This window comes from Nocardioides sp. LHD-245 (genome assembly GCF_030929495.1).
Lineage (GTDB): Bacteria > Actinomycetota > Actinomycetes > Propionibacteriales > Nocardioidaceae > Nocardioides.
The window spans coordinates 55,606-81,569 of record NZ_JAVFWN010000022.1; the positions used below are offsets into that span (position 1 = coordinate 55,606).

At 72.5% G+C, this 25,964-nt stretch carries 27 protein-coding genes; 19 read left to right on the forward strand and 8 right to left on the reverse strand.

From position 1 onward, the window contains the following. Nucleotides 1–21 precede the first annotated feature (21 nt). Nucleotides 22–399, forward strand: coding sequence for a VOC family protein (locus RB608_RS26135; RefSeq protein ID WP_308091022.1), 378 nt, complete (start codon nucleotides 22–24; stop codon nucleotides 397–399). A 14-nt stretch (nucleotides 400–413) separates the two neighbouring features. Here RB608_RS26135 and RB608_RS26140 read toward each other — a convergent pair whose 3' ends face one another. Together RB608_RS26140 and RB608_RS26145 are read right to left on the reverse strand one after the other, a co-directional pair. After that, a complete protein-coding gene (locus tag RB608_RS26140; protein WP_308091023.1) occupies nucleotides 414–1,223 on the reverse strand; it encodes a hypothetical protein in 810 nt (269 codons plus the stop codon). A gap of 127 nt (nucleotides 1,224–1,350) precedes the next feature. Next, a complete protein-coding gene (locus RB608_RS26145; protein ID WP_308091024.1) occupies nucleotides 1,351–2,109 on the reverse strand; it encodes an IclR family transcriptional regulator in 759 nt (252 codons plus the stop codon). Nucleotides 2,110–2,201: 92 nt separating this feature from the next. On the opposite strand from RB608_RS26145, the gene hutH reads away from it, so the two are divergent. The 13 genes from hutH (at nucleotide 2,202) to RB608_RS26210 (ending at nucleotide 15,513) form a co-directional block, all read left to right on the forward strand. Further along, nucleotides 2,202–3,746 carry a histidine ammonia-lyase gene (gene hutH, locus RB608_RS26150; RefSeq protein WP_308091025.1) on the forward strand — a complete coding sequence of 515 codons (1,545 nt, stop codon included), beginning with the start codon at nucleotides 2,202–2,204 and terminating at the stop codon, nucleotides 3,744–3,746. Next, the gene (hutU, locus tag RB608_RS26155; RefSeq protein WP_308091026.1) at nucleotides 3,743–5,410 is read left to right on the forward strand and encodes a urocanate hydratase; all 1,668 of its coding nucleotides are present in this window, start codon (nucleotides 3,743–3,745) and stop codon (nucleotides 5,408–5,410) included. Before hutH ends, hutU begins: the two co-directional genes overlap by 4 nt. Nucleotides 5,411–5,414: 4 nt before the next feature. Continuing rightward, complete coding sequence (locus tag RB608_RS26160; RefSeq protein WP_308091027.1) at nucleotides 5,415–6,617, forward strand: allantoate amidohydrolase; 1,203 nt, start codon at nucleotides 5,415–5,417, stop codon at nucleotides 6,615–6,617. Next, nucleotides 6,614–7,984 (forward strand): formimidoylglutamate deiminase, encoded by a 1,371-nt coding sequence (locus tag RB608_RS26165; protein ID WP_308091028.1) that lies wholly within the window; start codon nucleotides 6,614–6,616, stop codon nucleotides 7,982–7,984. The genes RB608_RS26160 and RB608_RS26165 overlap by 4 nt, the downstream gene beginning before the upstream one ends. Next, nucleotides 7,981–9,135 carry an imidazolonepropionase gene (gene hutI / locus RB608_RS26170; RefSeq protein WP_308091029.1) on the forward strand — a complete coding sequence of 385 codons (1,155 nt, stop codon included), beginning with the start codon at nucleotides 7,981–7,983 and terminating at the stop codon, nucleotides 9,133–9,135. Before RB608_RS26165 ends, hutI begins: the two co-directional genes overlap by 4 nt. Nucleotides 9,136–9,186: 51 nt before the next feature. Continuing rightward, nucleotides 9,187–9,624 (forward strand): class I SAM-dependent methyltransferase, encoded by a 438-nt coding sequence (locus RB608_RS26175; RefSeq protein WP_308091030.1) that lies wholly within the window; start codon nucleotides 9,187–9,189, stop codon nucleotides 9,622–9,624. 9 nt (nucleotides 9,625–9,633) lie between these two features. Beyond that, nucleotides 9,634–10,596, forward strand: a complete 963-nt coding sequence (locus RB608_RS26180; RefSeq protein ID WP_308091031.1) for a DUF389 domain-containing protein — start codon at nucleotides 9,634–9,636, stop codon at nucleotides 10,594–10,596. 76 nt (nucleotides 10,597–10,672) lie between these two features. Continuing rightward, the gene (locus RB608_RS26185; protein WP_308091032.1) at nucleotides 10,673–11,218 is read left to right on the forward strand and encodes a DinB family protein; all 546 of its coding nucleotides are present in this window, start codon (nucleotides 10,673–10,675) and stop codon (nucleotides 11,216–11,218) included. Next, a complete protein-coding gene (locus tag RB608_RS26190) occupies nucleotides 11,215–11,409 on the forward strand; it encodes a DUF3046 domain-containing protein (protein ID WP_308091033.1) in 195 nt (64 codons plus the stop codon). Before RB608_RS26185 ends, RB608_RS26190 begins: the two co-directional genes overlap by 4 nt. After that, on the forward strand, nucleotides 11,406–12,689 hold the full coding sequence (locus tag RB608_RS26195) for an MFS transporter (RefSeq protein ID WP_308091034.1): 1,284 nt from the start codon (nucleotides 11,406–11,408) through the stop codon (nucleotides 12,687–12,689). Before RB608_RS26190 ends, RB608_RS26195 begins: the two co-directional genes overlap by 4 nt. A 196-nt stretch (nucleotides 12,690–12,885) precedes the next feature. Beyond that, entirely contained in the window at nucleotides 12,886–13,938 is a 1,053-nt protein-coding gene (gene recA / locus RB608_RS26200) for a recombinase RecA (protein ID WP_308091035.1), read from the forward strand. 550 nt (nucleotides 13,939–14,488) lie between these two features. Then, nucleotides 14,489–15,019: a regulatory protein RecX gene (locus RB608_RS26205; RefSeq protein ID WP_308091036.1), complete on the forward strand. Its 531-nt coding sequence runs from the start codon at nucleotides 14,489–14,491 to the stop codon at nucleotides 15,017–15,019. Next, nucleotides 15,016–15,513 carry a phosphoribosyltransferase gene (locus RB608_RS26210; RefSeq protein WP_308091037.1) on the forward strand — a complete coding sequence of 166 codons (498 nt, stop codon included), beginning with the start codon at nucleotides 15,016–15,018 and terminating at the stop codon, nucleotides 15,511–15,513. The genes RB608_RS26205 and RB608_RS26210 overlap by 4 nt, the downstream gene beginning before the upstream one ends. Before the next feature lie 42 nt (nucleotides 15,514–15,555). Here RB608_RS26210 and RB608_RS26215 read toward each other — a convergent pair whose 3' ends face one another. Beyond that, nucleotides 15,556–15,795 (reverse strand): CDGSH iron-sulfur domain-containing protein, encoded by a 240-nt coding sequence (locus RB608_RS26215; RefSeq protein WP_308091038.1) that lies wholly within the window; start codon nucleotides 15,793–15,795, stop codon nucleotides 15,556–15,558. 89 nt (nucleotides 15,796–15,884) lie between these two features. Between RB608_RS26215 and RB608_RS26220 the strand changes: the two genes are divergently transcribed. From RB608_RS26220 to RB608_RS26235, 4 genes are all read left to right on the forward strand, one after another. Then, entirely contained in the window at nucleotides 15,885–16,094 is a 210-nt protein-coding gene (locus tag RB608_RS26220; protein ID WP_308091039.1) for a cation transporter, read from the forward strand. 73 nt (nucleotides 16,095–16,167) lie between these two features. Next, nucleotides 16,168–17,025, forward strand: a complete 858-nt coding sequence (locus RB608_RS26225; protein WP_308091040.1) for a PPK2 family polyphosphate kinase — start codon at nucleotides 16,168–16,170, stop codon at nucleotides 17,023–17,025. Between the two features lie 13 nt (nucleotides 17,026–17,038). Continuing rightward, nucleotides 17,039–17,821 carry a HipA family kinase gene (locus tag RB608_RS26230; RefSeq protein WP_308091061.1) on the forward strand — a complete coding sequence of 261 codons (783 nt, stop codon included), beginning with the start codon at nucleotides 17,039–17,041 and terminating at the stop codon, nucleotides 17,819–17,821. Beyond that, entirely contained in the window at nucleotides 17,818–18,234 is a 417-nt protein-coding gene (locus RB608_RS26235; RefSeq protein ID WP_308091041.1) for a DUF3037 domain-containing protein, read from the forward strand. The genes RB608_RS26230 and RB608_RS26235 overlap by 4 nt, the downstream gene beginning before the upstream one ends. A gap of 69 nt (nucleotides 18,235–18,303) precedes the next feature. Here RB608_RS26235 and RB608_RS26240 read toward each other — a convergent pair whose 3' ends face one another. The 3 genes from RB608_RS26240 to RB608_RS26250 form a co-directional block, all read right to left on the reverse strand. Continuing rightward, complete coding sequence (locus tag RB608_RS26240) at nucleotides 18,304–19,047, reverse strand: sirohydrochlorin chelatase (protein ID WP_308091042.1); 744 nt, start codon at nucleotides 19,045–19,047, stop codon at nucleotides 18,304–18,306. Nucleotides 19,048–19,093: 46 nt separating this feature from the next. After that, the gene (locus RB608_RS26245) at nucleotides 19,094–19,840 is read right to left on the reverse strand and encodes a phosphoadenylyl-sulfate reductase (RefSeq protein ID WP_308091043.1); all 747 of its coding nucleotides are present in this window, start codon (nucleotides 19,838–19,840) and stop codon (nucleotides 19,094–19,096) included. A 193-nt stretch (nucleotides 19,841–20,033) separates the two neighbouring features. Beyond that, entirely contained in the window at nucleotides 20,034–21,752 is a 1,719-nt protein-coding gene (locus RB608_RS26250) for a nitrite/sulfite reductase (protein WP_308091044.1), read from the reverse strand. 397 nt (nucleotides 21,753–22,149) lie between these two features. On the opposite strand from RB608_RS26250, the gene RB608_RS26255 reads away from it, so the two are divergent. Then, entirely contained in the window at nucleotides 22,150–23,613 is a 1,464-nt protein-coding gene (locus tag RB608_RS26255; RefSeq protein WP_308091045.1) for a glycine hydroxymethyltransferase, read from the forward strand. Here the strand turns inward: RB608_RS26255 and RB608_RS26260 are convergent. Together RB608_RS26260 and RB608_RS26265 are read right to left on the reverse strand one after the other, a co-directional pair. Then, nucleotides 23,594–24,286 (reverse strand): response regulator, encoded by a 693-nt coding sequence (locus RB608_RS26260; protein WP_308091046.1) that lies wholly within the window; start codon nucleotides 24,284–24,286, stop codon nucleotides 23,594–23,596. The two genes, RB608_RS26255 and RB608_RS26260, sit on opposite strands and share 20 nt — an antisense overlap. Then, nucleotides 24,283–25,881: a sensor histidine kinase gene (locus RB608_RS26265; RefSeq protein WP_308091047.1), complete on the reverse strand. Its 1,599-nt coding sequence runs from the start codon at nucleotides 25,879–25,881 to the stop codon at nucleotides 24,283–24,285. The genes RB608_RS26260 and RB608_RS26265 overlap by 4 nt, the downstream gene beginning before the upstream one ends. Nucleotides 25,882–25,964: the final 83 nt, after the last annotated feature.

Below are 25,964 nucleotides of genomic sequence, written 5' to 3' on the forward strand. Positions count from 1 at the left end.
CCGCGCCCGGTCTGTCCCGGCATGAGCGAGTTCCTGGCAGACGGGGTCGAGCTGTTCGCGGGGGTGTGCGTGCGCGACTACGCGCAGGCGCGACCGTGGTACGAGGCGCTGCTCGGCGGACCACCCTCCTTCCTCGCCCACGAGACCGAGGCGGTCTGGGAGCTGGCCCCGCACCGCTGGCTGGTGGTCGAGCAGCGCCCGGAGCGGGCGGGCTACGCCGCACAGACGGTCTTCGTCGACGACCTCGAGGACCGGGTGGCCGGCATCGCCGCCCGCGGGATCGAGCCGGCGGAGCAGGAGACCTACGGCGACGGCGTCCGGAAGGTGATCTACCGGGATGCGGACGGCAACGAGGTCGGCTTCGGGGGCAACCCCGTCACCGACCTCGCTGCTGGGTGAGTCGCAGGCAGCCGCTACTTCGCCGAGGTGCAGAACACCTCGGGCTGGGCGACGACCGGGATCACGCTGGGGGCCGTCGGCAGGCCGCCGGGGTTCTCCACCGTGAAGGTCATGCCGACCCGGAACGGCGTGCCGAGCGGCAGGGTCACGTACTCCGACTGGGTGATGCCGAAGGGCTTCGAGTAGACCGCGACGTCGTCGCTGGCGACGGAGATCGTCGCTCGGCCGGCGAGGTCGGATGCGTCGCTGATGCCGAACCGGGCCCGCAGGGAGACGCAGTCGCGGTTGAGGTTGTAGTCCACGAGCGCAGGGGAGGAGGCGGGCTGGGACCATCCGCGGTAGGCCGGGCCGTAGGCGACTCCGTTGACGCTCACCGTCTTCTCGACGAACCATCCGGCCATGACGCGGGGCTGCATCTTGGTCAGGTCACGCCACTCGTAGACGCCGACCGTCACCTTGGCGGACTTCTGCTTCGGGCCCGCGGCACTGATCACGCGGTACTTGCGCATCACCGCCGTGGTGGTCTTGTCCTTGAGCTTGTAGCTGCCGTCGGCCTTGACCTTCGTGGTGGCCTGGGCCTTCCACTTCGTGCCGACGCGCTTCTGCTGGAGGGTCACCCGGGTGATCTTCTTGTTGGCGACGGTGCCGGTCACGACGGCCTTCTTGCCGCGCTCGACCTGGGTGCTCTTGGCGGCGATGCTGATGGCCGGCTCGGCGGCTGCCGAGCGGGCCACGGGCTCCGACGCGGAGGCGAGGGCGGGGCTCGCCAGGGTCAGCGAGGCGGCCAGCAGCAGGGCGGAGGGCCCCGAGGTCAGAAGTCGCATGGGTGCTCCAGGTGTCTCGTCGGACTGGTTCGGGGGAGTCCGCGGTGCAGCGATCGATGCCCGGGAACGGTGCGGATGAAACCCGTGATAACTCCTGATGACTTCTGAGGTCGTCCGCGAGCGGGCGTCAGCGCCCCCGGAGTCGCCGGCCGAGGGCGTCGGCGGTGGCCACGACCGCACCGGCCAGCCGCTCGCGCTGGCGTTGTTCGAGCTCGTCGGTCGGGAAGGTGAGTGCCACTCCCGCGACCGCCAGCTCGTTGTGGTCCAGCACGGCCGCCGCGACGCTCGCCATGCCGGCCGTGACCTCGCTGTCCTCGATCGCGTAGCCCCGCTGCCGGGTCTCGGAGAGGACCGACCGCAGGGCGGTGGGGGAGCCGGGACCGACGCCCGTGCGGTCCACGAACGCGGTGCGGTCCGGATAGAGCGCGCGGACCTGGCTGGCCGGGAGGTGGGCCAGGATCGCCCGTCCGCTGGCGGTGAGGTGGGAAGGCAGCCGGACTCCGACGTCGGTGACCAGCGGTGGCCGCCCGGGCGCCCGCTCCTCGACGACGTAGAGCACGTCGCGTCCGTGGGGGACGGCGAGGTGCGCGCTGTGACCGGTCCGGTCGACCAGGGTCGCGAGGGGCCGCCGGGCCAGGCGCTGCAGCGGCGCCTGGCGGGCGTACCCCGACCCGACCTCGAAGGCCGCCACCCCCAGTCCGTAGCGGCGCTCGTCGGCCAGGTGCACCACGAAGCCCTCGTCGGCCATGGCCTGCAGCAGGTGATAGGTCGTCGACCGCGGGATCTCCAGCTCTCGGGCGATCCGCTCGACGGCGACCGGCTCCGGCTGTCCGGCCAGGAAGCGCAGCACGCGCAGCGCCCGGGTGGCCGCGGGGACCTGGGCCATCCTCGGCCTCCTTCTGCCTGACATCTCGGATCTGAGACTCATGATGCCGGTCGGCCCTGGCGCGCGCCAACCCGACGGGGTGGAATCGGAGCATGGACAGAGTGACGGTCGGGACGGGCGCGGTGTCGTTCGACGAGGTGGTGGCGGTCGCCCGCGGCGGCGCTGGCGTGGTGCTCAGTGACGAGGCCCTGGCGGCCATCGACAAGGCGCGCGCGGTCATCGAGGATCTCGCCGCGTCGCCGACGCCGCACTACGGCGTCTCGACCGGGTTCGGCGCGCTCGCCACCCGGCACATCGCCCCCGAGCTGCGTGCCCAGCTGCAGCGCTCCCTGGTCCGCTCGCACGCCGCCGGCAGCGGGCCCGAGGTCGAGCGCGAGGTCGTCCGCGGCCTCATGCTGCTGCGGCTCTCGACCCTCGCGACCGGCCACACCGGCGTACGACGGGAGACCGCCGAGCTGCTCGCCGCGCTGTTGACCCACGGCATCACGCCGGTCGTGCACGAGTACGGATCGCTCGGCTGCTCCGGCGACCTCGCCCCGCTGGCCCACTGTGCGCTCGCGCTCATGGGGGAGGGCCCGGTCCGCACCGCCGACGGTGAGCTGACCGACGCCGCCACCGCGCTCGCCGCCGCCGGCCTCACCCCGGTCGAGCTGCAGGAGAAGGAGGGCCTGGCGCTCATCAACGGCACCGACGGCATGCTCGGCATGCTGGTGCTGGCGATCCACGACCTCACCGAGCTGCTCAAGGTCGCCGACATCTCGGCCGCCATGTCCGTCGAGGGCCAGCTCGGCACCGACCGGGTGTTCGCGCCCGAGCTGCAGGCCATCCGCCCGCACCCGGGCCAGGCGGCCTCCGCGGCCAACCTCACCACGCTGCTGCGCGACTCCGGCGTCGTCGCCTCCCACCGCGGCCCCGACTGCAACCGGGTCCAGGACGCCTACTCGCTGCGCTGCTCGCCCCAGGTGCACGGCGGGGCGCGGGACACGGTCGCGCACGCGGCGTCCGTCGCCTCGCGCGAGCTGGCCTCGGCCGTCGACAACCCCGTCGTCCTCGCCGACGAGGGCCGGGTCGAGTCCAACGGCAACTTCCACGGCGCGCCGGTCGCCTACGTGCTCGACTTCCTCGCGATCGTCACCGCCGACCTCGCCTCGATCGCGGAGCGGCGTACCGACCGCTTCCTCGACAAGGCCCGCAACCACGGCCTGCCGCCCTTCCTGGCCGACGACCCGGGCGTCGACTCGGGCCTGATGATCGCGCAGTACACCCAGGCCGCGATCGTCTCCGAGCTCAAGCGCCTCGCCAACCCGGCGTCGGTCGACTCGATCCCGAGCAGCGCGATGCAGGAGGACCACGTCTCGATGGGCTGGTCGGCCGCGCGCAAGCTGCGCAGAGCCGTCGACGGCCTCACCCGCGTCCTCGCCATCGAGCTGATGACCGCCTCGCGTGCACTCAACCTGCGCGCCCCGCTGACGCCGAGCCCGGCCACCGGTGCCGTCGTGAACCTGCTCCGTGACGCCGGTGTGGGCGGTCCCGGCACCGACCGCTTCCTCGCCCCCGAGATCGACACCGCCTACCAGCTCGTCGCCGACCGCTCCGTCACCGCGGCCGTCACGAACGTGATCGGAGAACTCGCATGACCACCGAGCCCAACCCCCGCCTGCCCATCCACGCGGCGACCGGCACCGAGCTGACCGCGAAGTCGTGGCAGACCGAGGCCCCACTGCGGATGCTGATGAACAACCTCGACCCCGAGAACGCCGAGCGTCCCGAGGACCTCGTCGTCTACGGCGGCACCGGCAAGGCCGCCCGCAGCTGGGAGGCGTACGACGCCCTGGTGCGCACCCTGCGCGACCTCGAGGACGACGAGACGATGCTCGTCCAGAGCGGCAAGCCGGTCGGCGTCTTCAAGACCAACACGTGGGCGCCGCGCGTGCTCATCGCCAACTCCAACCTGGTCGGCGACTGGGCCAACTGGGAGGAGTTCCGCCGCCTCGAGGAGCTCGGCCTCACGATGTACGGCCAGATGACGGCCGGCTCGTGGATCTACATCGGCACCCAGGGCATCCTCCAGGGCACCTTCGAGACCTTCGCCGCCGTCGCCGACAAGCGCTTCGGCGGCACCCTCGCCGGCACGATCACGCTGACCGCCGGCCTCGGCGGCATGGGCGGCGCGCAGCCCCTCGCCGTCACGATGAACGACGGCGTCGCGATCTGCGTCGACGTCGACCAGAGCCGGATCACCCGCCGTATCGAGCACCGCTACCTCGACGTCCAGGCCGACGACCTCGACCACGCGCTCGAGCTGGCGACCCAGGCCCGCGACGAGAAGCGCGCCCTGTCGATCGGCCTGCTCGGCAACGCCGCCGAGATCTTCCCGAAGCTGCTGGAGATGAAGGCGCCGATCGACGTCGTCACCGACCAGACGTCGGCGCACGACCCGCTGTCCTACCTCCCCGTGGGCGTGGCCTTCGAGGACTGGCACCAGGCCGCCGAGCGCGACCCGGAGGGGTTCACCAAGGACGCCCAGGCATCGATGGCCGCCCACGTGCGGGCGATGGTGGAGTTCCAGGACGCCGGTGCCGAGGTCTTCGACTACGGCAACTCGATCCGCGACGAGGCGCGCAAGGGCGGCTACGACCGGGCTTTCGAGTTCCCGGGCTTCGTGCCGGCCTACATCCGTCCGCTGTTCTGCGAGGGCAAGGGCCCCTTCCGCTGGGCCGCGCTGTCCGGCGACCCGGCCGACATCGCCGCCACCGATCGCGCCATCCTGGAGCTGTTCCCCGACAACGAGCGGCTGCACAAGTGGATCGGCATGGCGCAGGAGCGGGTCCACTACCAGGGCCTGCCGGCGCGCATCTGCTGGCTCGGGTACGGCGAGCGGCACCTGGCCGGCCTCAAGTTCAACGAGATGGTCAGGAGCGGTGAGCTCAAGGCGCCCATTGTGATCGGCCGCGACCACCTCGACTGCGGCTCGGTCGCCTCGCCGTACCGCGAGACGGAGTCGATGCTCGACGGCTCCGACGCGATCGCCGACTGGCCGCTGCTCAACGCCCTCACCGCGACGGCCTCGGGCGCGACCTGGGTGTCGCTGCACCACGGCGGCGGCGTCGGCATGGGCCGCTCGATCCACTCCGGTCAGGTCTGCGTCGCCGACGGGACCGAGCTCGCGGCTGAGAAGATCGAGCGCGTGCTGACCAACGACCCGGGCATGGGCGTCATCCGCCACGTCGACGCGGGCTACGAGCGCGCCGCCGAGATCGCCGCCGAGCGCGGCGTCCGGATCCCGATGCAGGAGAGCTGATCCCGTGACCCAGGTGGCCGACTTCGAGCAGATGTGGCGCGACCTCGCGCCCGTCGGACGCTCGGCGTCCTCCGGCGGGTACTTCCGCCAGCCCTGGCATGCCGCCGAGCTCGAGCTCCGGGCGTGGTTCCGCGAGGCCGCCGCCGCGCGCGGGCTGGAGGTCGACGAGGACCCGTTCGGCAACCTGGTCGCGTGGTGGGGGCCGGACACCGGCGCCGAGAAGGTGCTGACCGGCTCCCACCTCGACTCCGTCCTCGACGGCGGCGCGTACGACGGCCCGCTCGGCGTCGTCTCGTCGTTCGCGGCGCTCGACCTGCTGCGCGAGCGCGGGGTGGTGCCTACCCGGCGGCTCGGCCTCGCCGCGTTCGTCGAGGAGGAGGGCTCGCGCTTCGGCCGCGCCTGCCTGGGCTCCCGGCTCGCCGTGGGCGCGACCACCTGGGAGGCGGCCCGCGAGCTCACCGACCGTGACGGCGTCCGGCTCGGCGACGTGATCGAGGGCCCGACTGACGACGCAGGGTCGACGCTGCTCGAGGGCGTCGTCACCTACGTCGAGCTCCACGTCGAGCAGGGCCGCGGGCTGATCGACCTCGACGCCCCGGTCGGCGTGCACGACGCGATCTGGCCGCACGGCCGCTACCGGTACGACATCGCCGGCCGGGCCGACCATGCGGGCACCACCCGCATGGAGGACCGCGCCGACCCGATGCTCACCTACGCGATGACGGCCCTCGCGGCCAACAAGCAGGCCCGGCTGTCCGGCCAGCGTGCCACCTTCGGCCGGATCGACGTCCGGCCCAACGGCACCAATGCCGTGCCCTCGCACGTGACGGCCTGGCTCGACGCGCGGGCGGAGTCCGACGCCGCGCTCGCCGCGCTCGTCGCCGCCATCGAGAAGCAGGCCGGCGACCGGGCGGAGCGCGACGGGACCCGGGTCGCGGTCACGGCCGAGTCGGTCAGTGGCGAGGTCGCGTTCGACGCCGCGCTGCGCGACTCCCTCGTCCAGCGGCTGGGCGGCGTGCCGGTGCTGCCGACGCAGGCCGGGCACGACGCCGGCATCCTGCAGGACGCCGGCATCCCGACCGCCATGCTCTTCGTGCGCAACCCGTCGGGCGTCTCGCACTCGCCGTACGAGTCGGCCGAGACGGCCGACTGCCTCGCGGGGGTCGAGGCGCTGGCCACCACGCTGACGGGTCTGGTCGAGGCGTGAGCGCCTACCTGCTCGAGCACGCCTGGGTCGACGGCCGGGTCCAGCACGACGTGCTGGTGGAGCTCGAGGGCTCACGCATCACTTCCGTCACACCGGACGGGGATCTCATGCGCTTGTCGGGGGTTGCAACCCCCGACAAGCGCATGAATCCCCGGTCGGCCGGGGATTCATGCACCCGCCTGCGCGGCCTGACCCTGCCGGGCCTGGCCAACACCCACAGCCACGCCTTCCACCGTGCGCTGCGCGGGCGCACCCAGACCGACCGGGGCACGTTCTGGACCTGGCGCGAGCAGATGTACGCCGTGGCCGGCCGGCTCGATCCCGAGACCTACTACGCGCTGGCGAAGGCGACCTACGCCGAGATGGTCGCGGCCGGATACACCTCGGTGGGGGAGTTCCACTACCTGCACCACCAGCCCGACGGGACGCCGTACGACGACCCGAACGCGATGGGCCACGCCCTCCTCGCCGCGGCCCGCGACGCCGGCATCCGGATCACGCTGCTCGACACGCTGTACCTGTCGAGCGGCTTCGGCGCGGCGTCCGAGGGCGTGCAGCGGCGCTTCGACGACGGCTCGGCGGAGACCTGGCAGGAGCGGGTCTCCGCCCTGTCGCCGCTGACCGGCGCGGATGCGCTGATCGGCGTCGCGGCCCACTCGGTGCGGGCGGTGCCGGCCGACGCGCTCAAGGCGTTCGCCCGCTACGTCGCCGACGGCGCAGCGGTCCACGTGCACCTCTCCGAGCAGGTCAAGGAGAACGCCGACTGCGTCGCCGCGCACGGCGTGACCCCGACCCGGCTGCTCGCCGACCACGGCTTCCTCGGCCCGATGACGAGCGCCGTGCACGCCACCCACCTGACCGACGAGGACGTCCGGCTGCTGGGCGAGGCGCGGGCGTTCGCGTCGTTCTGCCCCACCACCGAGCGCGACCTCGGCGACGGCATCGGCCGGGCCCGCGCGCTGCAGGAGGCCGGCTCGGTGCTCACCCTCGGCTCCGACAGCCACGCGATCATCGACGCCTTCGAGGAGATGCGCGCGGTCGAGATGGACGAGCGCCTCGCCTCCCAGGCACGCGGCCACTGGAGCGCCGCCGAGCTGCTCGCCGCCGCGACTGCCGACGGGCACCGCAGCCTCGGCTTCGCCGACGCCGGCGCGATCGCGGTCGGCCAGCGAGCCGACCTCGTCACGATCGACCTCGCGTCCCCCCGCACAGCCGGCACGGGCGGAGACGAGCACACCGCCGTCTTTGCGGCCGGCGCGGCCGACGTCACCCACGTCATGGTCGACGGCAAGGTCGTCTTCGAGGGCGACCACGCCGTCGTCGGGCGCTCCCTCGACGACGTGATCGGAAGGATCTGGACGTCATGAGCCTGCTCATCACCAACATCGGCGAGCTCGTCACCAACGACCCGGCGGCCGCTCCCGGCGACCTGCTCGGCGTGCGCACCGACGCGGCCGTCGTCCTCACTGACGGTGTCGTCTCGTGGGTCGGCGCGGCCGCCGACGCCCCCGCCGCCGACGAGGTGTTCGACGCTCGCGGCCGCGCGGTCCTGCCCGGCTTCGTCGACAGCCACAGCCACCTGGTGTTCGCCGGCGACCGGGCGCTGGAGTTCCAGGCCCGGATGGCGGGGGAGTCCTACGCCGCCGGCGGCATCCGCACCACCGTCGCCGCCACCCGCGCCGCCTCCGACGACCAGCTCGCCGCGGGCGTCGCTCGGCACGTCGCCGAGATGCGCCGCCAGGGCACGACCACGCTGGAGATCAAGTCCGGCTACGGCCTCTCCGTCGACGACGAGGCCCGCTCGCTGCGGGTCGCGCGCGAGTTCACCGACGAGACGACCTTCCTCGGCGCCCACGTCGTCGCCCCCGAGTACGCCGACGACCCGGCCGGATACGTCGACCTGGTCACCGGCCCGATGCTCGCCGCCGCGGCCCCGCACGCGCGCTGGATCGACGTGTTCTGCGAACGCGGGGCGTTCGACGAGGACCAGGCCCGCACCATCCTCGCGGCCGGTACCGCCGCCGGCCTGAAGGGCCGCCTCCACGCCAACCAGCTCGGGGAGGGCCCCGGCGTACGCCTCGCCGCCGAGCTCGGCCTCACCGCCGTCGACCACTGCACCTATCTCAGCGACGACGACGTGCACGCCCTGCGTGACGCCGGCACCGTCGCGACCCTGCTGCCCGGCGTCGAGTTCAGCACCCGCCACCCCTACCCGTCGGGGCGCCGGCTGATCGACGCCGGCGTCACCGTCGCGGTCGCCAGCGACTGCAACCCGGGCTCCTGCTACACGAGCTCGCTGCCGTTCTGCATCGCGCTCGCCGTGCGCGAGATGGGGATGACCCCCGCTGAGGCCGTGTGGGCCGCCAGCGCGGGCGGCGCCGCCGCGCTGGGACGCACCGACGTCGGTCGCGTCGTACCGGGTGCCCGGGCCGACCTGACCCTGCTCGACGCGCCCACGCACGTCCACCTGGCCTACCGGCCGGGCGTCCCTCTCGTCGCGCGGACCTGGACCGCCTGAGCGCAAGAACGGTCGGGCGCCTGGCGCCCCGCGGGGCCTAGCGTCGGCCGTATGTCCGCACTTTCGTCACGTCTGGCCGCCGTCGTCGACGCGCTGCCGCTCCGCGAGGAGATGCGGGTGCTCGAGATCGGCGGTGCGCCGGGAGCGGCGGCGCGGGAGGTCGTCCGTCGGCTCGGTCCCCGCGGCCATGTGCTGGTGGTCGACCGGTCCGCGGCGGGGATCGCACTGACGCGCCGGAACGCCGCGGACGAGATCCGTGAGGGACGGCTCGGTGTCCGGCAGGTCGCGGTGGAGGAGCTCGTGCTGCTGCCCGGCGAGGCGCCCTACGACCTGGCCTTCGCCGTGCGCGTCGGCGCCCTCGACGGGCGCCACCCCGCGGCCGGCGCGCGGGCAGTGCCCCGGATCGCGGCCGCCCTCGTGCCCGGCGGCCGCCTCCTCGTCGACGGCGGCGACCCGCTGAGGGAGGTCGACCTCGGACCACGCCCCTAGTCTGAGCCCGTGCAGCACCTCCGCATCACCTCGCCGCGGGACCTGACCCCGGCTGTGCTCGACGTGCTCCGCGCCGACCCGGCCGTCACCAGTCTGACCTGCGTCCGCGGGGCGGCCCTGATCCCGGAGGGCGACCTCGTCGAGGCGGACGTGCCCCGCGAGGCGGTGAACGAGGTCGTCGACGCGCTGCGGGAGATGGGCGTCCCGCGGGAGGGCTCGATCCACGTCGCGCCCGTGACCACGTGGCTGTCGCAGGCGGGGCTGGATGCGGAGCGCCGTACCCCGGGCTCGTCCGCCGACTCGGTCGTCTGGGCCGACGTGACCCAGCGCGCCTACGAGGAGTCGGAGCTCAACTGGACCTTCCTCACCTTCATGAGCCTGGCGACCCTGATCGCGAGTATCGCGATCGTCCTCGACTCCCAGATCCTGGTGATCGGGGCGATGGTGCTCGGGCCCGAGTTCGTGCCGATCGCGGCCCTAGGCCTGGCACTGGTCCGGCGCCGCCCGTCGCTGCTGCGCTTCGCGGCGCGCTCGCTCGTGGTCGGTTTTGGGGTCGCCATCGCGGCGACCACGCTGGCGGCACTCGTCGCGCGGTGGCTGGGCTGGGTCACCCACGACATGGTGACCGCGCCCCGGCCGGCCACCGGGTTCATCTACACGCCCGACAAGTGGTCCTTCATCGTCGCGGTCGTCGCGGCGGCCGCTGGCGCCCTCTCCCTCACCTCGGCGAAGGTCGGCGGACTGTCCGGCGTCTTCATCTCGGTCACCACCATCCCCGCCGCGGGCAATGTCGCGCTGGGCCTGGCGTTCGGTCTCCCCGACGAGATCCGGGGCAGCATCCTGCAACTGTTGCTCAACGTCTGTGGGATGGCCGTCGCCGGCTGGCTGACCCTCACCTTCCAGCAGGCGGTGTGGAGCAGGATGTCGGAGCGCCGGATGCGGCTGGTCGCGCGGCTGCGGCGCCGGGGCTGACGGGTGGCAGGTCCTCGACGGCGATTGACCGGATCCCCGCTCGCGGCGCCCGGGCCGCGGCCACGAGGATGACCCCGTGACCGAGGAGAGCGCCGTCATCGTCCCCGACACCAAGGACTGGACCTGGGTGCTCGATCGCGCCTGTCCGGACTGCGGGTTCGACGCCAGCACGATCGACCGGACCACCCTCGGCGCGGAGCTCCGCGCAGACGCGGACTTCTGGGCGGCCGCGCTGGCCGATCCGCGCGCCGGCACCCGCCCGTCGCCCACGGTCTGGTCGCCCACCGAGTACGGCTGCCACGTGCGCGACGTGAACCGGGTCTTCGCCGGCCGGGTCGCGCGGATGCTCGCCGAGGACGACCCGCAGTTCGCGAACTGGGACCAGGACGAGACCGCCGTGACCGAGCGGTACGACGAGCAGCGAGCCGCGGACGTCGTACCGGATCTGGTGGCGGCGGCCGCGGCCGTCGCGGACGCCTACGACCGCGTCCCGGACGATGCCTGGGAGCGCCCCGGGCGGCGCGGCGACGGCAGCGTCTTCACCGTCGACACCCTCGGGCGCTACCACTTGCACGACCTCGTGCACCACCGGTGGGACGTCCGGTGGATCATGGGGGAGTGAGACACACCGAGTTCTGGGCACGCATGGACCGCCACCTCGGTGAGGCCTATGCCCGGGTGTGGGCCGACACCTTCGTGATCGGCACGCTCGGCCACCGCACCGCGATCGAGGCGCTGGACGCCGGCGTGCCGCCCAAGGAGGTCTGGCGCGCGGTGTGGGAGGTCCAGGAGCTGCCGGCGAGCGAACGGTGACCGGCCTGATCGAGCCCGACCTCGTCGTCGAGGCGGTGCAGCGGCGTACCGTCCGGGTGCTCGTGCTCACCCAGGCGGTCGGCGCGGTCGGCATCACGATCGGCATCGCCACCGCCTCGCTGCTCGCCCGCGACCTGTCCGGCTCCGAGGCCCAGTCCGGGCTGGCCCAGACCGCCCAGGTGCTGGGGGCCGCGGTGATCTCCTTCCTCCTCGCCCCGCTCATGGCACGGCGGGGGCGTCGTACCGGACTGATGACCGGGTACGTCGTCGGCTCGGCCGGCGGCCTGACCGCGGTGCTCGCCGGCGTGGTCGGCTCGATGCCGCTGCTGCTCGTCGGCGCGATGATGCTCGGCGCGGCGACCTCGGCCAACAACGCCGCCCGGTACGCCGCGACCGATCTCGCCACCGACGCGAACCGTGCCCGCTCGCTCTCCCTGGTCGTCTGGGCGACGACGATCGGCGCCGTCGCGGGACCGAACCTGACCGGACCGGCGGGCGCGGTCGCCGACACCGTCGGGATCCCCGAGCTGACCGGTCCCTTCGCGATCGGCGCGGTGGGCATGCTGGCCGCGGCGGTGATCGTCGCGGTGCTGCTGCGCCCCGACCCGCTGCTGACCGCCCAGCGCGCGGCGGGCGGCGGCGCCGCGCGGGCGGCCGGCCGCACCGGCTCCTCGTGGAGCCGCACGGCGGCGACCGTCCGGGACCGGCCGGTCCTCGGCTACGCCATCGCCGGCCTGGCGCTCACGCACGCCACCATGATCGGCGTGATGACGATGACGCCGCTGCACATGGAGCACGGCGGCTCCGGGCTGGAGGTCATCGGCATCGTGATCAGCGTGCACGTCCTCGGTATGTTCGCGTTCTCGCCGCTCGTCGGGATGCTCGCCGACCGGCTCGGCCGCCCGCCCGTCCTGGCCGCGGGCGGCGCCGTGCTGCTCCTTGCCCTCCTCCTGTGCGCCTCGGCGCCGAGCGGGATGTCGTGGCAGGTCACCGCCGGTCTGTTCCTGCTGGGCCTCGGCTGGTCGCTGGCGATGGTCTCGGCGTCGACGCTGGTCGCCGAGCACGCCCCGCTGGACGTGCGGACCGACGTGCAGGGCGTCTCCGACCTGGTGATGGGCCTGACCGCCGCCGCGACCGGCGCGATCGCCGGCGTGGTGGTGGGCGCGGCGGGCTATCCCGCCCTCGCCCTGGCGAGCCTGGTGCTCGTCGCCGGTGTGCTCGGTTGCGCGGCCCGTGCCGTCGCGGAGTCGCGGGTCGCGGCGACACGCCGGACCGCCTGACGCGACCTCGAACACCTGTTCGGCTAGGTTGGTCGTACGGCAGCAGGCGTCCCGACCGGGGTCCTCGGCTGTCCACAGGTACGACGTCCGGACGGGTTGTCCACCACCACGACACAGCTGATCAGGTTGTGTCGGGGCCTCGCCCTAGCGTCGCCGATGTACCTGGCCCACCAGACGACACGAAGGATTGAGGACCATGGCTGGAGACGACCGGCAGAAGGCGATCGAGACCGCCCTGCTCAACATCGAGAAGCAGTACGGCAAGGGCTCGATCATGCGCCTGGGCGACGACACGCGCGCCCCCTTGGACGTGATCCCGACCGGTGCGATCGCGCTCGATGTGGCGCTCGGCATCGGTGGCCTCCCGCGTGGCCGCGTGGTGGAGATCTACGGCCCGGAGTCGAGTGGAAAGACGACCGTCGCCCTCCACGCGGTCGCCAGTGCGCAGGCCGCGGGCGGCATCGTCGCCTTCATCGACGCCGAGCACGCGCTCGACCCCGAGTACGCCAAGGCCCTCGGCGTCGACACCGACGCGCTCCTGGTCTCCCAGCCCGACTCCGGCGAGCAGGCGCTCGAGATCGCCGACATGCTGATCCGCTCCGGCGCACTCGACCTGATCGTCATCGACTCGGTCGCCGCGCTCGTGCCCCGCGCCGAGATCGAGGGCGAGATGGGTGACAGCCACGTCGGACTGCAGGCCCGCCTGATGAGCCAGGCGCTGCGCAAGATGACCGGTGCCCTCAACCAGTCCAAGACGACAGCCATCTTCATCAACCAGCTGCGCGAGAAGATCGGCGTCATGTTCGGCTCGCCCGAGACCACCACCGGTGGTCGTGCGCTGAAGTTCTACTCCTCGGTGCGCCTCGACGTCCGTCGGATCGAGACGCTCAAGGACGGCACCGACATGGTCGGCAACCGGACCCGGGTCAAGGTCGTCAAGAACAAGGTCGCCCCGCCGTTCAAGCAGGCCGAGTTCGACATCATGTACGGCAAGGGCATCTCCCGTGAGGGCGGTCTGATCGACGTCGGTGTCGAGGCGGGTCTGGTCCGCAAGGCTGGCGCCTGGTACACCTACGAGGGCGACCAGCTCGGCCAGGGCAAGGAGAACGCCCGGACCTTCCTCAAGGACAACCCCGATCTGGCCAACGAGCTGGAGAAGAAGATCCTCGAGAAGCTCGGCGTCACCCCGACCGTCGACGGTGAGTTCACCGATCTCTCCGACGAGCCGATCGGCGTCGACTCCTTCTGATGGACCGAGCGTGTCGTCGCTTCGCTCCGCCACGCTGCCGGCCGCGCGGTTGGCTTCCGTAGGACCTGCCTTCGCGTGGCGGCACGGCGACGGCACGGCGGAAAGCGTCGGGCTCGTCGGCTCCGGTCGCTCGTTCCTCGCTGCCTGCGCCTCCTCGTCCGCCGTTCCCGCCGTGGCCGTCACTCAGGGCGCGAGCGTGTCGTCGCTTCGCTCCGCCACGCTGCCGGCCGCGCGGTTGGCTTCCGTAGGACCTGCCTTCGCGTGGCGGCACGGCGACGGCACGGTGGAAAGCGTCGGGCTCGTCGGCTCCGGTCGCTCGTTCCTCGCTGCCTGCGCCTCCTCGTCCGCCGTTCCCGCCGTGGCCGTCACTCAGGGCGCGAGCGTGTCGTCGCTTCGCTCCGCCGCGCTGCCGGCCGCGCGGTTGGCTTCCGTAGGACCTGCCTTCGCGTGGCGGCACGGCGACGGCACGGCGGAAAGCGTCGGGCTCGTCGGCTCCGTTGCTGAGGCAAGGGTCGGCGGGACTGCCCATAGATCTGACAGGACGTGACCGATGCGCAATGACGAGCCGCCCGAGGACGACGGCTGGGCGGAGGATGCGGACCCCGAGTCGGTGGCGCGCAAGATCCTTCTCGACCAGCTGAGCATCAAGGCGCGCAGCCGACGCGAGCTGGAGGACCGGCTGGCGCGGCGCAACGTGCCGCAGGACGTGACCGAGCGGCTGCTCGACCGGTTCGAGGAGGTCGGCCTCGTCGACGACGAGGCGTTCGCCCGGGCCTGGGTCGAGGGGCGCCAGCGCAGCCGCGGTCTGGCCCGGACCGCACTCGCGGTCGAGCTGCGCCGCAAGGGCGTCGCCGACGAGACCGCGAAGGCGGTGCTCGCGGAGGTCGACCCCGGCGACGAGGAGGAGGCGGCCCGCGGCCTGGTGCGCAAGAAGCTGCGGTCCATGCGTGGCCTCGACGAGCAGGTGGCCACCCGGAGGCTGGTCGGGATGCTCGCCCGCAAGGGCTACTCCCCGGGGCTCGCCTACTCGGTCGTGCGCGCCGAGCTCGGGGCCGAGGCGCAGGGCACAATGGGGGAGTGACGACCGACGCCGCGGCGCCCGAGCGCGAGATCCTGACCTACGACCTCTTCGGCACCGCGGTGCTCGACCTCGCCCAGCAGGTCGTGGACGACGGCTTCGAGCCCGACATCGTGCTCGCGATCGCCCGCGGCGGGCTCGGCCTCGCGATGGGTCTGGGATACGCCCTGAACGTGAAGAACCTGTCGGCGGTCAACGTCGAGTTCTACACCGGCGTCAACGAGCGCCTCGACGTGCCGATGATGCTCCCGCCGACTCCGGCCGCCATCGACCTGACCGGCATGAAGGTCCTCATCGCCGACGACGTCGCCGACACCGGCAAGACCCTCGAGGTGGTCCGCGACTTCTTCGTCGACCACGTGGCCGAGGCGCGCACCGCGGTCATCTACGAGAAGCCGTGGACCGTGATCCGTCCGGAGTACGTCTGGCGCCGTACGGAGGCCTGGATCGACTTCCCCTGGTCCTCGAGCCCGCCGCTGGTCGGCGTCCGGGCGTGACCGCGGGCTGAGCCGGAGCCCGCACGCCCCGGCTCGGCCGGCTCAGCCGGCGTCGGCCGCGCAGACCGGGCGGTCGTCGCTGCGGAAGTCCGTGGCGCGGTGGCTCGCGTCGCAGAACGGCTGGTCCCCGGAGCGTCCGCAGCGACACAGCAGGACCACGCGGCGCCCCTCGAGGTCGTACTCCTCCCCGGTCGGGTCGAGGAGCCGGAAGCTCCCCTTGATCTGGAGCGGTCCGTCCTGGACGGCCTTGACGGTCACGGGACGGCTTGCCTGATCGGACACGGGTTCTCCTGAGCGCGAGTGCTGTCGATTGTCCTTGATACCATAGGGGGGTACCCTATTCGTGTCCAACAGTCGAAGAGAGGAACGAGATGAGCAACGTCGCGACGGCCAGCTACACGGTGGCCGGGATGACCTGCAACGGATGCGTCACCAAGGTCACCGCGGCCGTGACCGCCGTCGCCGGAGTGGTCGATGTCGACGTCGATGTGAGCACCGGAGCGCTGGAGGTGACAGGAGCGGTGGGCGACGCCGCGATCCGGGCGGCCATCGCCGAGATCGGATACACGATCGAGGACTGATCGGGGCGGAGCGTGGGTGGTCGAGGGGGTCGTGAGCAGGAACACGGCCCCCTCGGGCCGCTAGGGTCCAGCCATGAGCTTTCCACTCTCGGATCTCACGGCGCCGCTGCGCATCGCGCCTGGCCCGATCGACCTGGCCGCGATCGAGACGGACGCCACGCCCGGCTTCGAGGGCGGCAAGGCGGACGGCGAGAAGGCGCTGCTGAGCCTCGGCCCCGAGCTCGCCGACCTGCAGGAGCGGCTCTTCGCCGACGGCAAGTCCGGCGGGCGGCGGAAGATCCTGCTCGTCCTGCAGGGGATGGACACCTCCGGCAAGGGCGGCACCCTGCGCTCGACGGTCGGGCTGGTCGACCCGCAAGGCGTCCGGATCACCTCCTTCAAGGCGCCGACGCCTGAGGAGCGGTCCCACGACTTCCTGTGGCGGATCACCAAGGCGCTGCCGCCGGTCGGGCTGATCGGGGTCTTCGACCGCTCGCACTACGAGGACGTGCTCATCGCGCGGGTCCGCTCGCTCGCGCCGCCCGAGGAGATCGAGCGGCGCTATGACGCCATCAACGCCTGGGAGGCCGAGCTGGTCGCCGAGGGCACCACCGTCATCAAGTGCATGCTGCACATCTCGGCGGCCGAGCAGAAGGAGCGCCTGCTCGCGCGGTTGGACGACGAGACCAAGCACTGGAAGTACAACCCGGGCGACGTCGACGAGCGCGAGCTGTGGCCGGCCTACCAGGAGGCCTACGCGATCGCGATCGAGCGCACCCACACCGAGGTCGCCCCGTGGCATGTCGTCCCGGCCGACAGGAAGTGGTACCGCAACCTGGCGATCGGCTCGCTGCTCCACGACGCGCTGCGGTCCTACGACCTGGGCTGGCCGAAGGCCGACTTCGACGTGGCACACGAGCGGCAGCGCCTGCTCGACGAGGCGCCGCTGTGAGCCCGGCGTGAGCATGGAGAGGGTCAGGGTCACCCGCTACGTCACGCCCCTGCGCGAGGGCGGCAGCCTGCCCGGCATCGTCGAGGCCGACGACCTGGGCACCTACGTCTGCAAGTTCCGCGGAGCGGGGCAGGGCACACGGGTCCTGGTCGCCGAGGTCGTCGTCGCGGGGATCGCCCGCCTGCTCGACGTACCCACGCCGGACCAGGTGGTGCTGGACCTCGACCCGGAGATCGCGCGCTACGAGGCCGACGAGGAGGTTCAGGACCTGATCAACGCCAGCGCCGGCCTCAACCTCGGCATCGACTTCCTGCCGGGCTCCTTCGGGTACGACCCCACCGGCACCCCGGACGCGGAGCTGGCCGGGCGCGTGCTGTGGCTGGACTCCTTCACGGCCAATGTCGACCGCAGCTGGCGCAACCCCAACCTGCTGGTGTGGCGGGGCACGCTGCAGGCCATCGACCACGGCGCGTCCCTGTACTTCCACCACTCGTGGTCCGGTGGGCCCGGCGACCCGGCGCGCTTCGCGGCCCAGCCGTACGACGCGTCCGAGCACGTCCTGCGCGGGTTCGCCGCCGAGGCCGCGGCCCAGGACGCCGGCCTCGCCGCGCGGCTGACCGACGCGGCCCTGACCGGTGTGCTCGCCGACGTGTGCGACGACTGGCTGGAGCCGGTGCCCGGTGCCGACACGCCCGAGGCCCTGCGCGAGCGGTACGTCGCCTTCCTCGCCGCGCGCCGCGACGGCGGCCGTGCCTGGCTGCCCGCCGGAGCGGCCGCGGTGGAGGCCGACGCGTGACCTACCACCCCTACCAGTACGTCACGCTGCGCTGCGTCCCCCGCGTCGAGCGCGAGGAGTTCGTCAACGTCGGGGTGGTGCTCCACTGCCCGGCTGACGACTTCCTCGGCGTCCGCTCGGCCGTCGACCCGGCGCGGATCCGGGCCCTCGAGGCGGCCATCGACGTGACCGCGGTCCGGGCGGCACTCGATGCCGTCGAACGGGTCTGCCGCGGCGACGCCCACGCCGGGTTCGGGGTGGGCGTGCGCGCGACGGCCTACGGCTCACGCGCGCAGAAGGACGACGCGAGCACCAGGTTCGGCTTCCTCAAGGCGCCGAAGAGCACCGTGCTGCAGCCCGGCCCGGTCCACGGCGGCGTCACCGCCGACCCGGACCGGACCCTCGAGCACCTGCTGGAGCAGCTGGTCCTCTGATCCCGCCGACCCGGCGCGTTCAAACGCGACGGGTCAGCGCCTCTCAGGCGTTCAGATGCGACGAGTCGATCAGACCGGGACCAGCTCGACCGCGCCGACGGCGTACCGGGCCAAGATGGTGCGAGCGACCTCGGGGTGGGCGCCGAGCGGCTCGGCGACGGCGACGGCACCGGCCTCCAGGGCGAGCTCGGTGGCCCGGTCGACCAGGTTGCCGGGGGCGAGGAACAGCGACGCGACCGCGATGTGGCGACGGCCCGCGGCCCGGAAGGCGCGCACCGCCTCGCCGGTGGCCGGGGGAGCGCTGGTGGCGTACGCCGCCGTCACCGGCAGCCGGTGGTGTGCCCCCCAGAGCCGGGCGAGGCGCGCGACCGCCTGGTTGGCCAGCGGGTCGGACGTGCCGGCGGCCGCGAGCACGAGCGCATCGAGCTCGCGGACCCGGGCGGCCCGCAGCGCCTCGCGCAGACGCTCGTCGAGGACCTCGAGGAACCGGGCCTCCAGCCCGAGTACGCCGGTGGCGCGGATCTGCAGGCCCGGGTGCCGAGTCGTAGCCTCGGCGATGACCTCGGGCACGTCGACCCGGGCGTGGAACGCCTCGACCAGCAGCAAGGGCACGACCACGATCTCGTCGTACCCGGCCTTGACCAGTCGGTCGACCACCGTGTGGAAGTTCGGCCTGGCGAGGTCGAGGAACGCCTTCTCGATGCGCAGATCGGGACGCAACGCCTTCGTCGCGTCGACCAGCGCGGAAACGGTGGCGGCCGAGCGTGGGTCGCGGCTGCCGTGGGCCAGGGCGATGAGTGCCGGGGCGGTCATCGTCGGTTCCCCCTCTCCTCCGGGATGCGGGCGCTACTGGGCCACCTCATGAGTGGATCCCGCATTCGGTCTTGTTGGTCCCGGCCCAGCGGCCGCTGCGCGGGTCCTCGCCGGGGGCGACCCGGCGGGTGCACGGCGCGCAGCCGATGGACGGGTAGCCGTCGTAGACGAGCGGGTTGACGAGCACGCCGTTCTCGGCGATATAGCGCTCGACCTGCTCGTCGCTCCACCGAGCGATGGGGGACACCTTGACCTTCTGCTTCTTGGCGTCCCAGCCGATCACCGGCGCGATCACCCGGTTGTGCGTCTCGGCGCGACGCAGGCCGGTCGCCCAGGCGTCGTAGCGCGCGAGCGAGTCGGCCAGCGGCTTGACCTTGCGCAGCGCGCAGCACAGGTCCGGGTCACGCCGGTAGAGCTCGGGGCCGTACTCGGCGTCCTGCTCCGCCACGGACTGCACCGGGGTGATCGAGATCAGGTTGACGTTCATCGTGGCCGCGACGGCGTCGCGGGTGCCGACGGTCTCGATGAAGTGGTAGCCGGTGTCGAGGAAGACGACGTCGACGCCGGGCACGACCTTCTCGGCGAGGTGCGCCAGGACGGCGTCGCCCATCGAGGAGGTGATGCAGAACCGCTCGCCGAAGGTGGCGGCGGCCCACTCGATGATGACCTCGGCCGGCGCCAGCTCGAGCTCGGCGCCCCAGTGGGAGACCAGCTCGCGGAGCTCCTCGGGGGACCGGCCGCTGGTGTGCGACCCGCGGAACTCGCGGGCGGCACGCGTGGTGGCGGTGGTCATGAGGCACCTCCTTCTTCATGGACAGGGGGAGTGGTGGACGGCGTCCGGCGGGTCAGGCCGAGCAGCTCCACCTTGAAGGCCCGGCGGCAGCCCCGGCATTCCCAGCCGGTCGGCTCGTGGGGCCACAGGTCGGTCTCGCCGCAGTAGGGGCAGTGGTACGGCACTGCCCGCGATGACACCGACTCCTCGGACATCAGACGGACTCCAGCGCCTTCTCGCCGCGCAGCAGGTCCTCGTCGGCGCGGTGCACCCAGGCGTCGAACGCCTCGCCCTCGGTGCGGTCGGCGAGGTAGTTGCGCACCACCGCGGACACGTAGTCGTCGAGACCCTTGCTGGTCACCTTGTGGGCGCGCAGCTTGCGGCCGAAGTTGGCGCGCAGCCCGACGGCGCCGCCGAGGTGCACCTGGAAGCCCTCGACCTGCTGGCCGTCCTCGTCCACGACGAGCTGGCCCTTGAGGCCGAAGTCGGCGACCTGGGTCCGGGCGCAGGCGTTGGGGCAGCCGTTGACGTTGATCGTGATGGGCGTGTCGAGCTCGGGGAAGCGGCGCTCGAGCTCGTCGACCAGGTCGCTGGCGCGGTTCTTGGTGTCGACGATCGCGAGCTTGCAGAACTCGATGCCGGTGCAGGCCATCGTGTTGCGCCGCCAGGCCGACGGACGGGCGCTGAGACCGATCTCGTCGAGGCGGTCGAGCAGTGCGTCGAGGACGGCGCCGTCGACGCCGATCAGCACCACCTTCTGGTACGGCGTGAGGCGGGCGCCCGTGACGCCGTACTCGTCGAGCAGGTCGGCGAGCTGGACCAGCAGCGTCCCGGAGACCCGGCCCGCGGTCGGCGCGACGCCGACGTAGAACCTGCCGTCCTTCTGCTCGTGGACGCCGACGTGGTCGCGCTGACCCACCGGCGCCTCAGGCGAGGCGAGCGTCTCGAGCTTCTTGCCGAGGTACTCGTTCTCGAGGACCTCGCGGAACTTCTCGACGCCCCAGTCGGCGACCAGGAACTTCAGCCGGGCCCGCGAGCGGAGCCGGCGGTAGCCGTAGTCGCGGAAGATGCCGGCCACGCCGGACCACACGTCGGGGACCTCGTCGAGCGGGATCCACACACCGAGCTTCTGGGCGAGCATCGGGTTGGTCGACAGCCCGCCGCCGACCCACACGTCGAAGCCGGGGCCGTGCTCGGGGTGGACCGTGCCGACGAAGGAGACATCGTTGGTCTCGGGCGAGACGTCGTGGCTGGGGTGGCCCGTGACCGCGGTCTTGAACTTGCGCGGGAAGTTCGAGAAGTCCTTGTTGCCGATGAACCGGCGCTCGATCTCCTCGAGCGCGGGCGTCCCGTCGATGATCTCGTCCCGAGCGACGCCGGCGACCGGCGAGCCGAGGAAGGGACGCGGCGAGTCGCCGCACGCCTCGAGCGAGTGCAGGCCGACGGCCTCGAGGCGCTCCCAGATCTCCGGGACGCTCTCGATCTCGATCCAGTGGTACTGGATGTTCTGCCGGTCGGTGACGTCGGCGGTGTCACGGGCGAAGTCGACGCCGATCCGGCCGAGCGCGCGGACCGCGGCGGGCGAGAGCAGCTTGCCGTCGGAGCGGACCCGCAGCATGAAGTAGCGGTCGTCCAGCTCCTCCTCGTCCATCGAGCCGGTGCGGCCACCGTCGATGCCGGGCTTGCGCTGGGTGTAGAGACCCATCCAGCGGAACCGGCCGCGCAGGTCGGCGGGGTCGATGGAGTCGAAGCCGCGCTTGGAGTAGGTGTAGAGGATCCGGTCGCGGACGTTGAGCGGGTCGTCGTCCTTCTTGGACTGCTCGTTCTTGTTCAGCGGCTCGGTGTACCCGAAGGCCCACTGGCCCTCCGCGCGGCGGGGGCGGGGCACCTCGGTGTGGCGCGGAGGCTGGGACTGGAAGCGCAGGTCAGGCATGCGGAGAGGAGGTCCTTCGCTGATGGCGCACCGGGCAGGCGCGCGGCTCGGATGGATGCGGCGGCGACGTCAGCGGGGCCAACACATCATGCTGCGCGTGCGCCCGAAGTCCACGTGGCGTCGAACCACGAGGTGCGCATGAGTGGCAGCAGTGACCATGTCAACGAGTCTCATCCCTCGGACTCCCGTTCCACAAATCCGAATCTCAATAAGTGGACGCCATTCTCAAAATGTGGACAGAGGGACTGGTGGCGGGGTGGGTTCAGGCGGGGCCTGCGATGCACGTCACACCAGGCAGCACCTGCCAGGGCGCCAGGAGTCGTCGGCACACACCGCCCGACATCGCCCGACACCGCCCGCCGGCTCGCGCCGCGCGCGCGGCACTACGCTGTGCGCCATGAGCGATCTCTCCTTCAACGGCGACCTCGTCAGCAGCGCCTACCGCCAGGCATTGGAGGTCATCGCCTCCGTCGAGCCGCGGGTCGCGGCGGCGACGCGACAGGAGCTCGCTGACCAGCGGGCCTCGCTCAAGCTGATCGCCAGCGAGAACTACGCCTCGCCCGCCGTCCTGCTCACCATGGGGAGCTGGTTCAGCGACAAGTACGCCGAGGGCACCGTCGGTCACCGCTTCTACGCCGGCTGCCAGAACGTCGACACGGTCGAGGCGCTCGCCGCCGAGCACGCCCGCGAGCTGTTCGGTGCGGAGTACGCCTACGTCCAGCCGCACTCCGGCATCGACGCCAACCTGACGGCGTACTGGGCGATCCTCGCCCACCGCGTCGAGGGCCCGTGGCTCGAGAACGCCGGTGTGAAGAGCATGAACGACCTCTCCGAGGCCGACTGGGAGCGGCTGCGCCACGAGTTCGGCAACCAGCGCCTGCTCGGCATGAGCCTGGACGCCGGTGGCCACCTCACCCATGGCTTCCGTCCCAACATCAGCGGCAAGATGTTCCACCAGCAGCAGTACGGCACCGACCCGGCGACCGGACTGATCGACTACGACGCCCTGCGGGCGAAGGCCAAGGAGTTCAAGCCGCTCATCCTGGTCGCCGGCTACTCGGCGTACCCGCGCCGGGTGAACTTCGCCAAGATGCGCGAGATCGCCGACGAGGTCGGCGCCACCCTCATGGTCGACATGGCCCACTTCGCGGGACTGGTCGCGGGCAAGGTGTTCACCGGCGACGAGGACCCGATCCCGCACGCCCACGTGGTCACCAGCACCTCTCACAAGTCGCTGCGCGGACCGCGCGGCGGCTTCATCCTGGCGACCGAGGAGTACGCGCCCAGCGTCGACCGGGGCTGCCCGATGGTGCTCGGCGGCCCGTTGCCGCACGTGATGGCCGCCAAGGCGGTTGCTTTCGCCGAGGCGCGGACCCCGGAGTTCGGCACCTACGCCCAGGCGATCGCCGACAACGCCCACGCCCTGGCCGAGGGCCTCATGAAGCGCGGTACCCGCCTGGTCACCGACGGCACCGACAACCACATCGTGCTGCTCGACGTCAGCTCCTTCGGCCTCACCGGTCGTCAGGCGGAGACCGCCTTGCTGGACGCCGGCGTCGTCACCAACCGCAACTCGGTGCCGGCCGATCCCAACGGCGCCTGGTACACCTCCGGCATCCGGGTCGGCACGCCCGCCCTCACCAGCCGCGGATTCGGTGCGGCCGAGTTCGACGTGGTCGCCGAGCTCATCGTCGAGGTGCTCCAGAGCACCCAGCCCGGTACGACGTCGGCCGGGGCGCCCTCGAAGGCGTCCTATGTGCTGGCGGACGGCGTGGCCGACAAGGTCCGCGCGGCATCGGCCGAGCTGCTCGACAAGCACCCGCTGTACCCCGGTCTCGACCTCAGCGCCACGAGTAGCTGACCTCGGGCCGCCCGCCGCTCGCGCCGTACCTCAGGCCGCGAGTGGCGAGGCCCTGGTCGGCCAGGTGCTCGAGGTAGCGCCGCGCCGTGACCCGGGAGCTGCCGACCGCCGCGGCCACCTCGCTGGCCGACAGGTCGCCCTCCGCGCCGCGCAGCGCCGCGGTGACACCGCGCAGGGTCTCCGCGCTCATCCCCTTGGGCAGCGGCGCGGCCGCGCTGGGGCGCAGCGACCCCAGCAGCCGGTCGACCTCGTCCTGCACCACCTCCGCGGGTGCGGCGTCGAGCTCAGCGCGGTAGGCGGCGTACTGCTCGAGCTTGGCGCGGAAGGTCGCGAAGGTGAACGGCTTGAGCAGGTAGAGCGCGACGCCCTGGCCGACCGCCTGGCGCACGACCTGGGTGTCACGCGCGGCGGTCACGGCGATGACGTCGCACTGATGGCCGGCGCCGCGCAGGCCGGCGAGCAGCCCGAGGCCGTGTCCGTCGGGGAGATTGAGGTCGAGGAGCACGAGGTCGACGGGTGAGCCCGCGTCCCGGGCGGTCTCCAGCGCCCGGGCGGCCTCGCGGGCCGAGCGGGCGACGCCGGCCAGGGTGAACCCCGGTACCCGCTCGACGTAGACCGCGTGTGCCTGCGCCGCCAGCTCCTCGTCCTCGACGATGAGTACCCGCGCGCTCACGGACCGCTCCCCTCGCCGGGCGGGTGAAGGGTCACCGTGAACGCCGCACCGCCGAGCGCAGAGGCGCCGACGTCGACCGCGCCGCCGTGGCGACGCGCGGTCTGCACGACGAGCGCGAGGCCGAGGCCGCGTCCGCTCCCGGAGGCGGCCTTGGTGGTCCAGCCGCGGTCCAGCACCCGCGCCGCCGCCTCCTCGTCGAGGCCGGCGCCGCTGTCGCCCACCCGCACCCGGAGCGTGGCGGCGTCGCCGTCGAAGGCGACCTCGACCTGGCGTGGGTCAGCCTCGGCGACGGCGTCGAAGGCGTTGTCGACGAGATTGCCGACGACGGTCACCAGGTCGCGGGGCGGGATGCCGATGTGCTCGGGCACGGTACCGGTGATCGCGAGGTCGATGCCGCGCTCGGCAGCCTCGGCCGACTTGCCGAGCAGCAGCGCGGCCACGACCGGGTCGTCGACGGCCCCCACGACCCGGTCGGTGAGCAGCTGCGCCACCTGCAGCTCCGAGGTCGCGAAGTCGACGGCGTCCTGCGCACGACCCATCTCGATGAGGGAGACCACGGTGTGCAGGCGGTTGGCGGACTCGTGATTCTGCGAGCGCAGCGACTCGGTGAGACGGCGTACGACCTCGAGCTCACCGGTCACCGAGCGAAGCTCGGTGTGGTCGCGCAGGGTGACCACCGAGCCGACGTCGCGGCCCTCCCAGCGAGCGGGGGCGGAGGACACGACGAGCATCCGCTCGCCGGCGAGGTAGAGGTCGTCGGCCTCGGCGGTCGGGGCCCGCGCCGCGGCGACCAGGCCCGGTGCCAGGTCGAGCTCCTCGACCGGGCGCCCGACGACGTCGTCGGGCAGGGCGAGCAGCCGTCGCGCCTCGTCGTTGACCAGCTGCACGCGGCCGTCGCCGTCGAGGAGCAGCAGGCCCTCGCGGACCGAGTGGAGCACCGCCGAGTAGTACTCGTACATCCGGGCAAGCTCCTGCTCGCCCATCCCGTGGGTGACCCGGTGCAGCCGGCGGCCGAGCAGCCAGGCACCGGTCAGGCCGAGGAGCAGCACCAGCAGGCCGCACAGCACCACGACGGTGACGTCGCGCCGCAGGCCACGGTCGATGTCGCTGACCGTGATGCCGACCGACACCAGGGCGACCACGCGGTCGCCCTCCTCGACCGGCACCACCGAGCGCACCGACGGCCCGAGGGTGCCGGTGTACTGCTGCGTGAACACCTCGCCCTCGGGTGCCTCGCCGAGGTCGCCGACGAAGGGCCGACCGATCTGCTGGGGGTCGGTGTGCGTGTAGCGCGTGCGGTCCAGGCCCATGACCACGACGAAGTCGGTGTCCGTGTCGCGACGGACCTCCTCGGTCCACGGCTGCAGCAGCGCGGTCGGGTCGGCGGTGCGCAACGCCTCGCGGACGGTGGGGGAGTCGGCGACCGTCTGGGCCACGGCCACCGCGCGCTGGGTCGCCCGGCTGCGCGAGTCCCGCCGGGCGTCGTACGACGCCATCAGGATCCCGACCACGACCAGCAGCAGCACCGTGCCGACCTGCAGGACCAGCACCTGGCGGGCGACCGGTCGGTCGCGGAGCAGGCGAGGACGCGGCATCCCGTCATTCTCACCCACCACGGCGCCCCAGATGTGACCTGAGCCACGAACACAACGAACACAACGGTGACCGTCGTCACGTC

Bases quoted from the DNA above. Each gene is read 5' to 3' on its own strand.
- RB608_RS26240 (WP_308091042.1), bottom strand. From the start codon at position 19,047: ATGACCGCCCCGGCACTCATCGCCCTGGCCCACGGCAGCCGCGACCCA.
- RB608_RS26255 (WP_308091045.1), top strand. From the start codon at position 22,150: ATGAGCGATCTCTCCTTCAACGGCGACCTCGTCAGCAGCGCCTACCGC.
- RB608_RS26225 (WP_308091040.1), top strand. From the start codon at position 16,168: ATGAGCTTTCCACTCTCGGATCTCACGGCGCCGCTGCGCATCGCGCCT.
- RB608_RS26250 (WP_308091044.1), bottom strand. From the start codon at position 21,752: ATGCCTGACCTGCGCTTCCAGTCCCAGCCTCCGCGCCACACCGAGGTG.
- RB608_RS26140 (WP_308091023.1), bottom strand. From the start codon at position 1,223: ATGCGACTTCTGACCTCGGGGCCCTCCGCCCTGCTGCTGGCCGCCTCG.
- RB608_RS26175 (WP_308091030.1), top strand. From the start codon at position 9,187: ATGTCCGCACTTTCGTCACGTCTGGCCGCCGTCGTCGACGCGCTGCCG.
- RB608_RS26230 (WP_308091061.1), top strand. From the start codon at position 17,039: ATGGAGAGGGTCAGGGTCACCCGCTACGTCACGCCCCTGCGCGAGGGC.
- RB608_RS26135 (WP_308091022.1), top strand. From the start codon at position 22: ATGAGCGAGTTCCTGGCAGACGGGGTCGAGCTGTTCGCGGGGGTGTGC.
- hutH (WP_308091025.1), top strand. From the start codon at position 2,202: ATGGACAGAGTGACGGTCGGGACGGGCGCGGTGTCGTTCGACGAGGTG.
- hutI (WP_308091029.1), top strand. From the start codon at position 7,981: ATGAGCCTGCTCATCACCAACATCGGCGAGCTCGTCACCAACGACCCG.
- RB608_RS26145 (WP_308091024.1), bottom strand. From the start codon at position 2,109: ATGGCCCAGGTCCCCGCGGCCACCCGGGCGCTGCGCGTGCTGCGCTTC.
- hutU (WP_308091026.1), top strand. From the start codon at position 3,743: ATGACCACCGAGCCCAACCCCCGCCTGCCCATCCACGCGGCGACCGGC.
- RB608_RS26265 (WP_308091047.1), bottom strand. From the start codon at position 25,881: ATGCCGCGTCCTCGCCTGCTCCGCGACCGACCGGTCGCCCGCCAGGTG.
- RB608_RS26245 (WP_308091043.1), bottom strand. From the start codon at position 19,840: ATGACCACCGCCACCACGCGTGCCGCCCGCGAGTTCCGCGGGTCGCAC.
- RB608_RS26220 (WP_308091039.1), top strand. From the start codon at position 15,885: ATGAGCAACGTCGCGACGGCCAGCTACACGGTGGCCGGGATGACCTGC.
- RB608_RS26205 (WP_308091036.1), top strand. From the start codon at position 14,489: ATGCGCAATGACGAGCCGCCCGAGGACGACGGCTGGGCGGAGGATGCG.
- recA (WP_308091035.1), top strand. From the start codon at position 12,886: ATGGCTGGAGACGACCGGCAGAAGGCGATCGAGACCGCCCTGCTCAAC.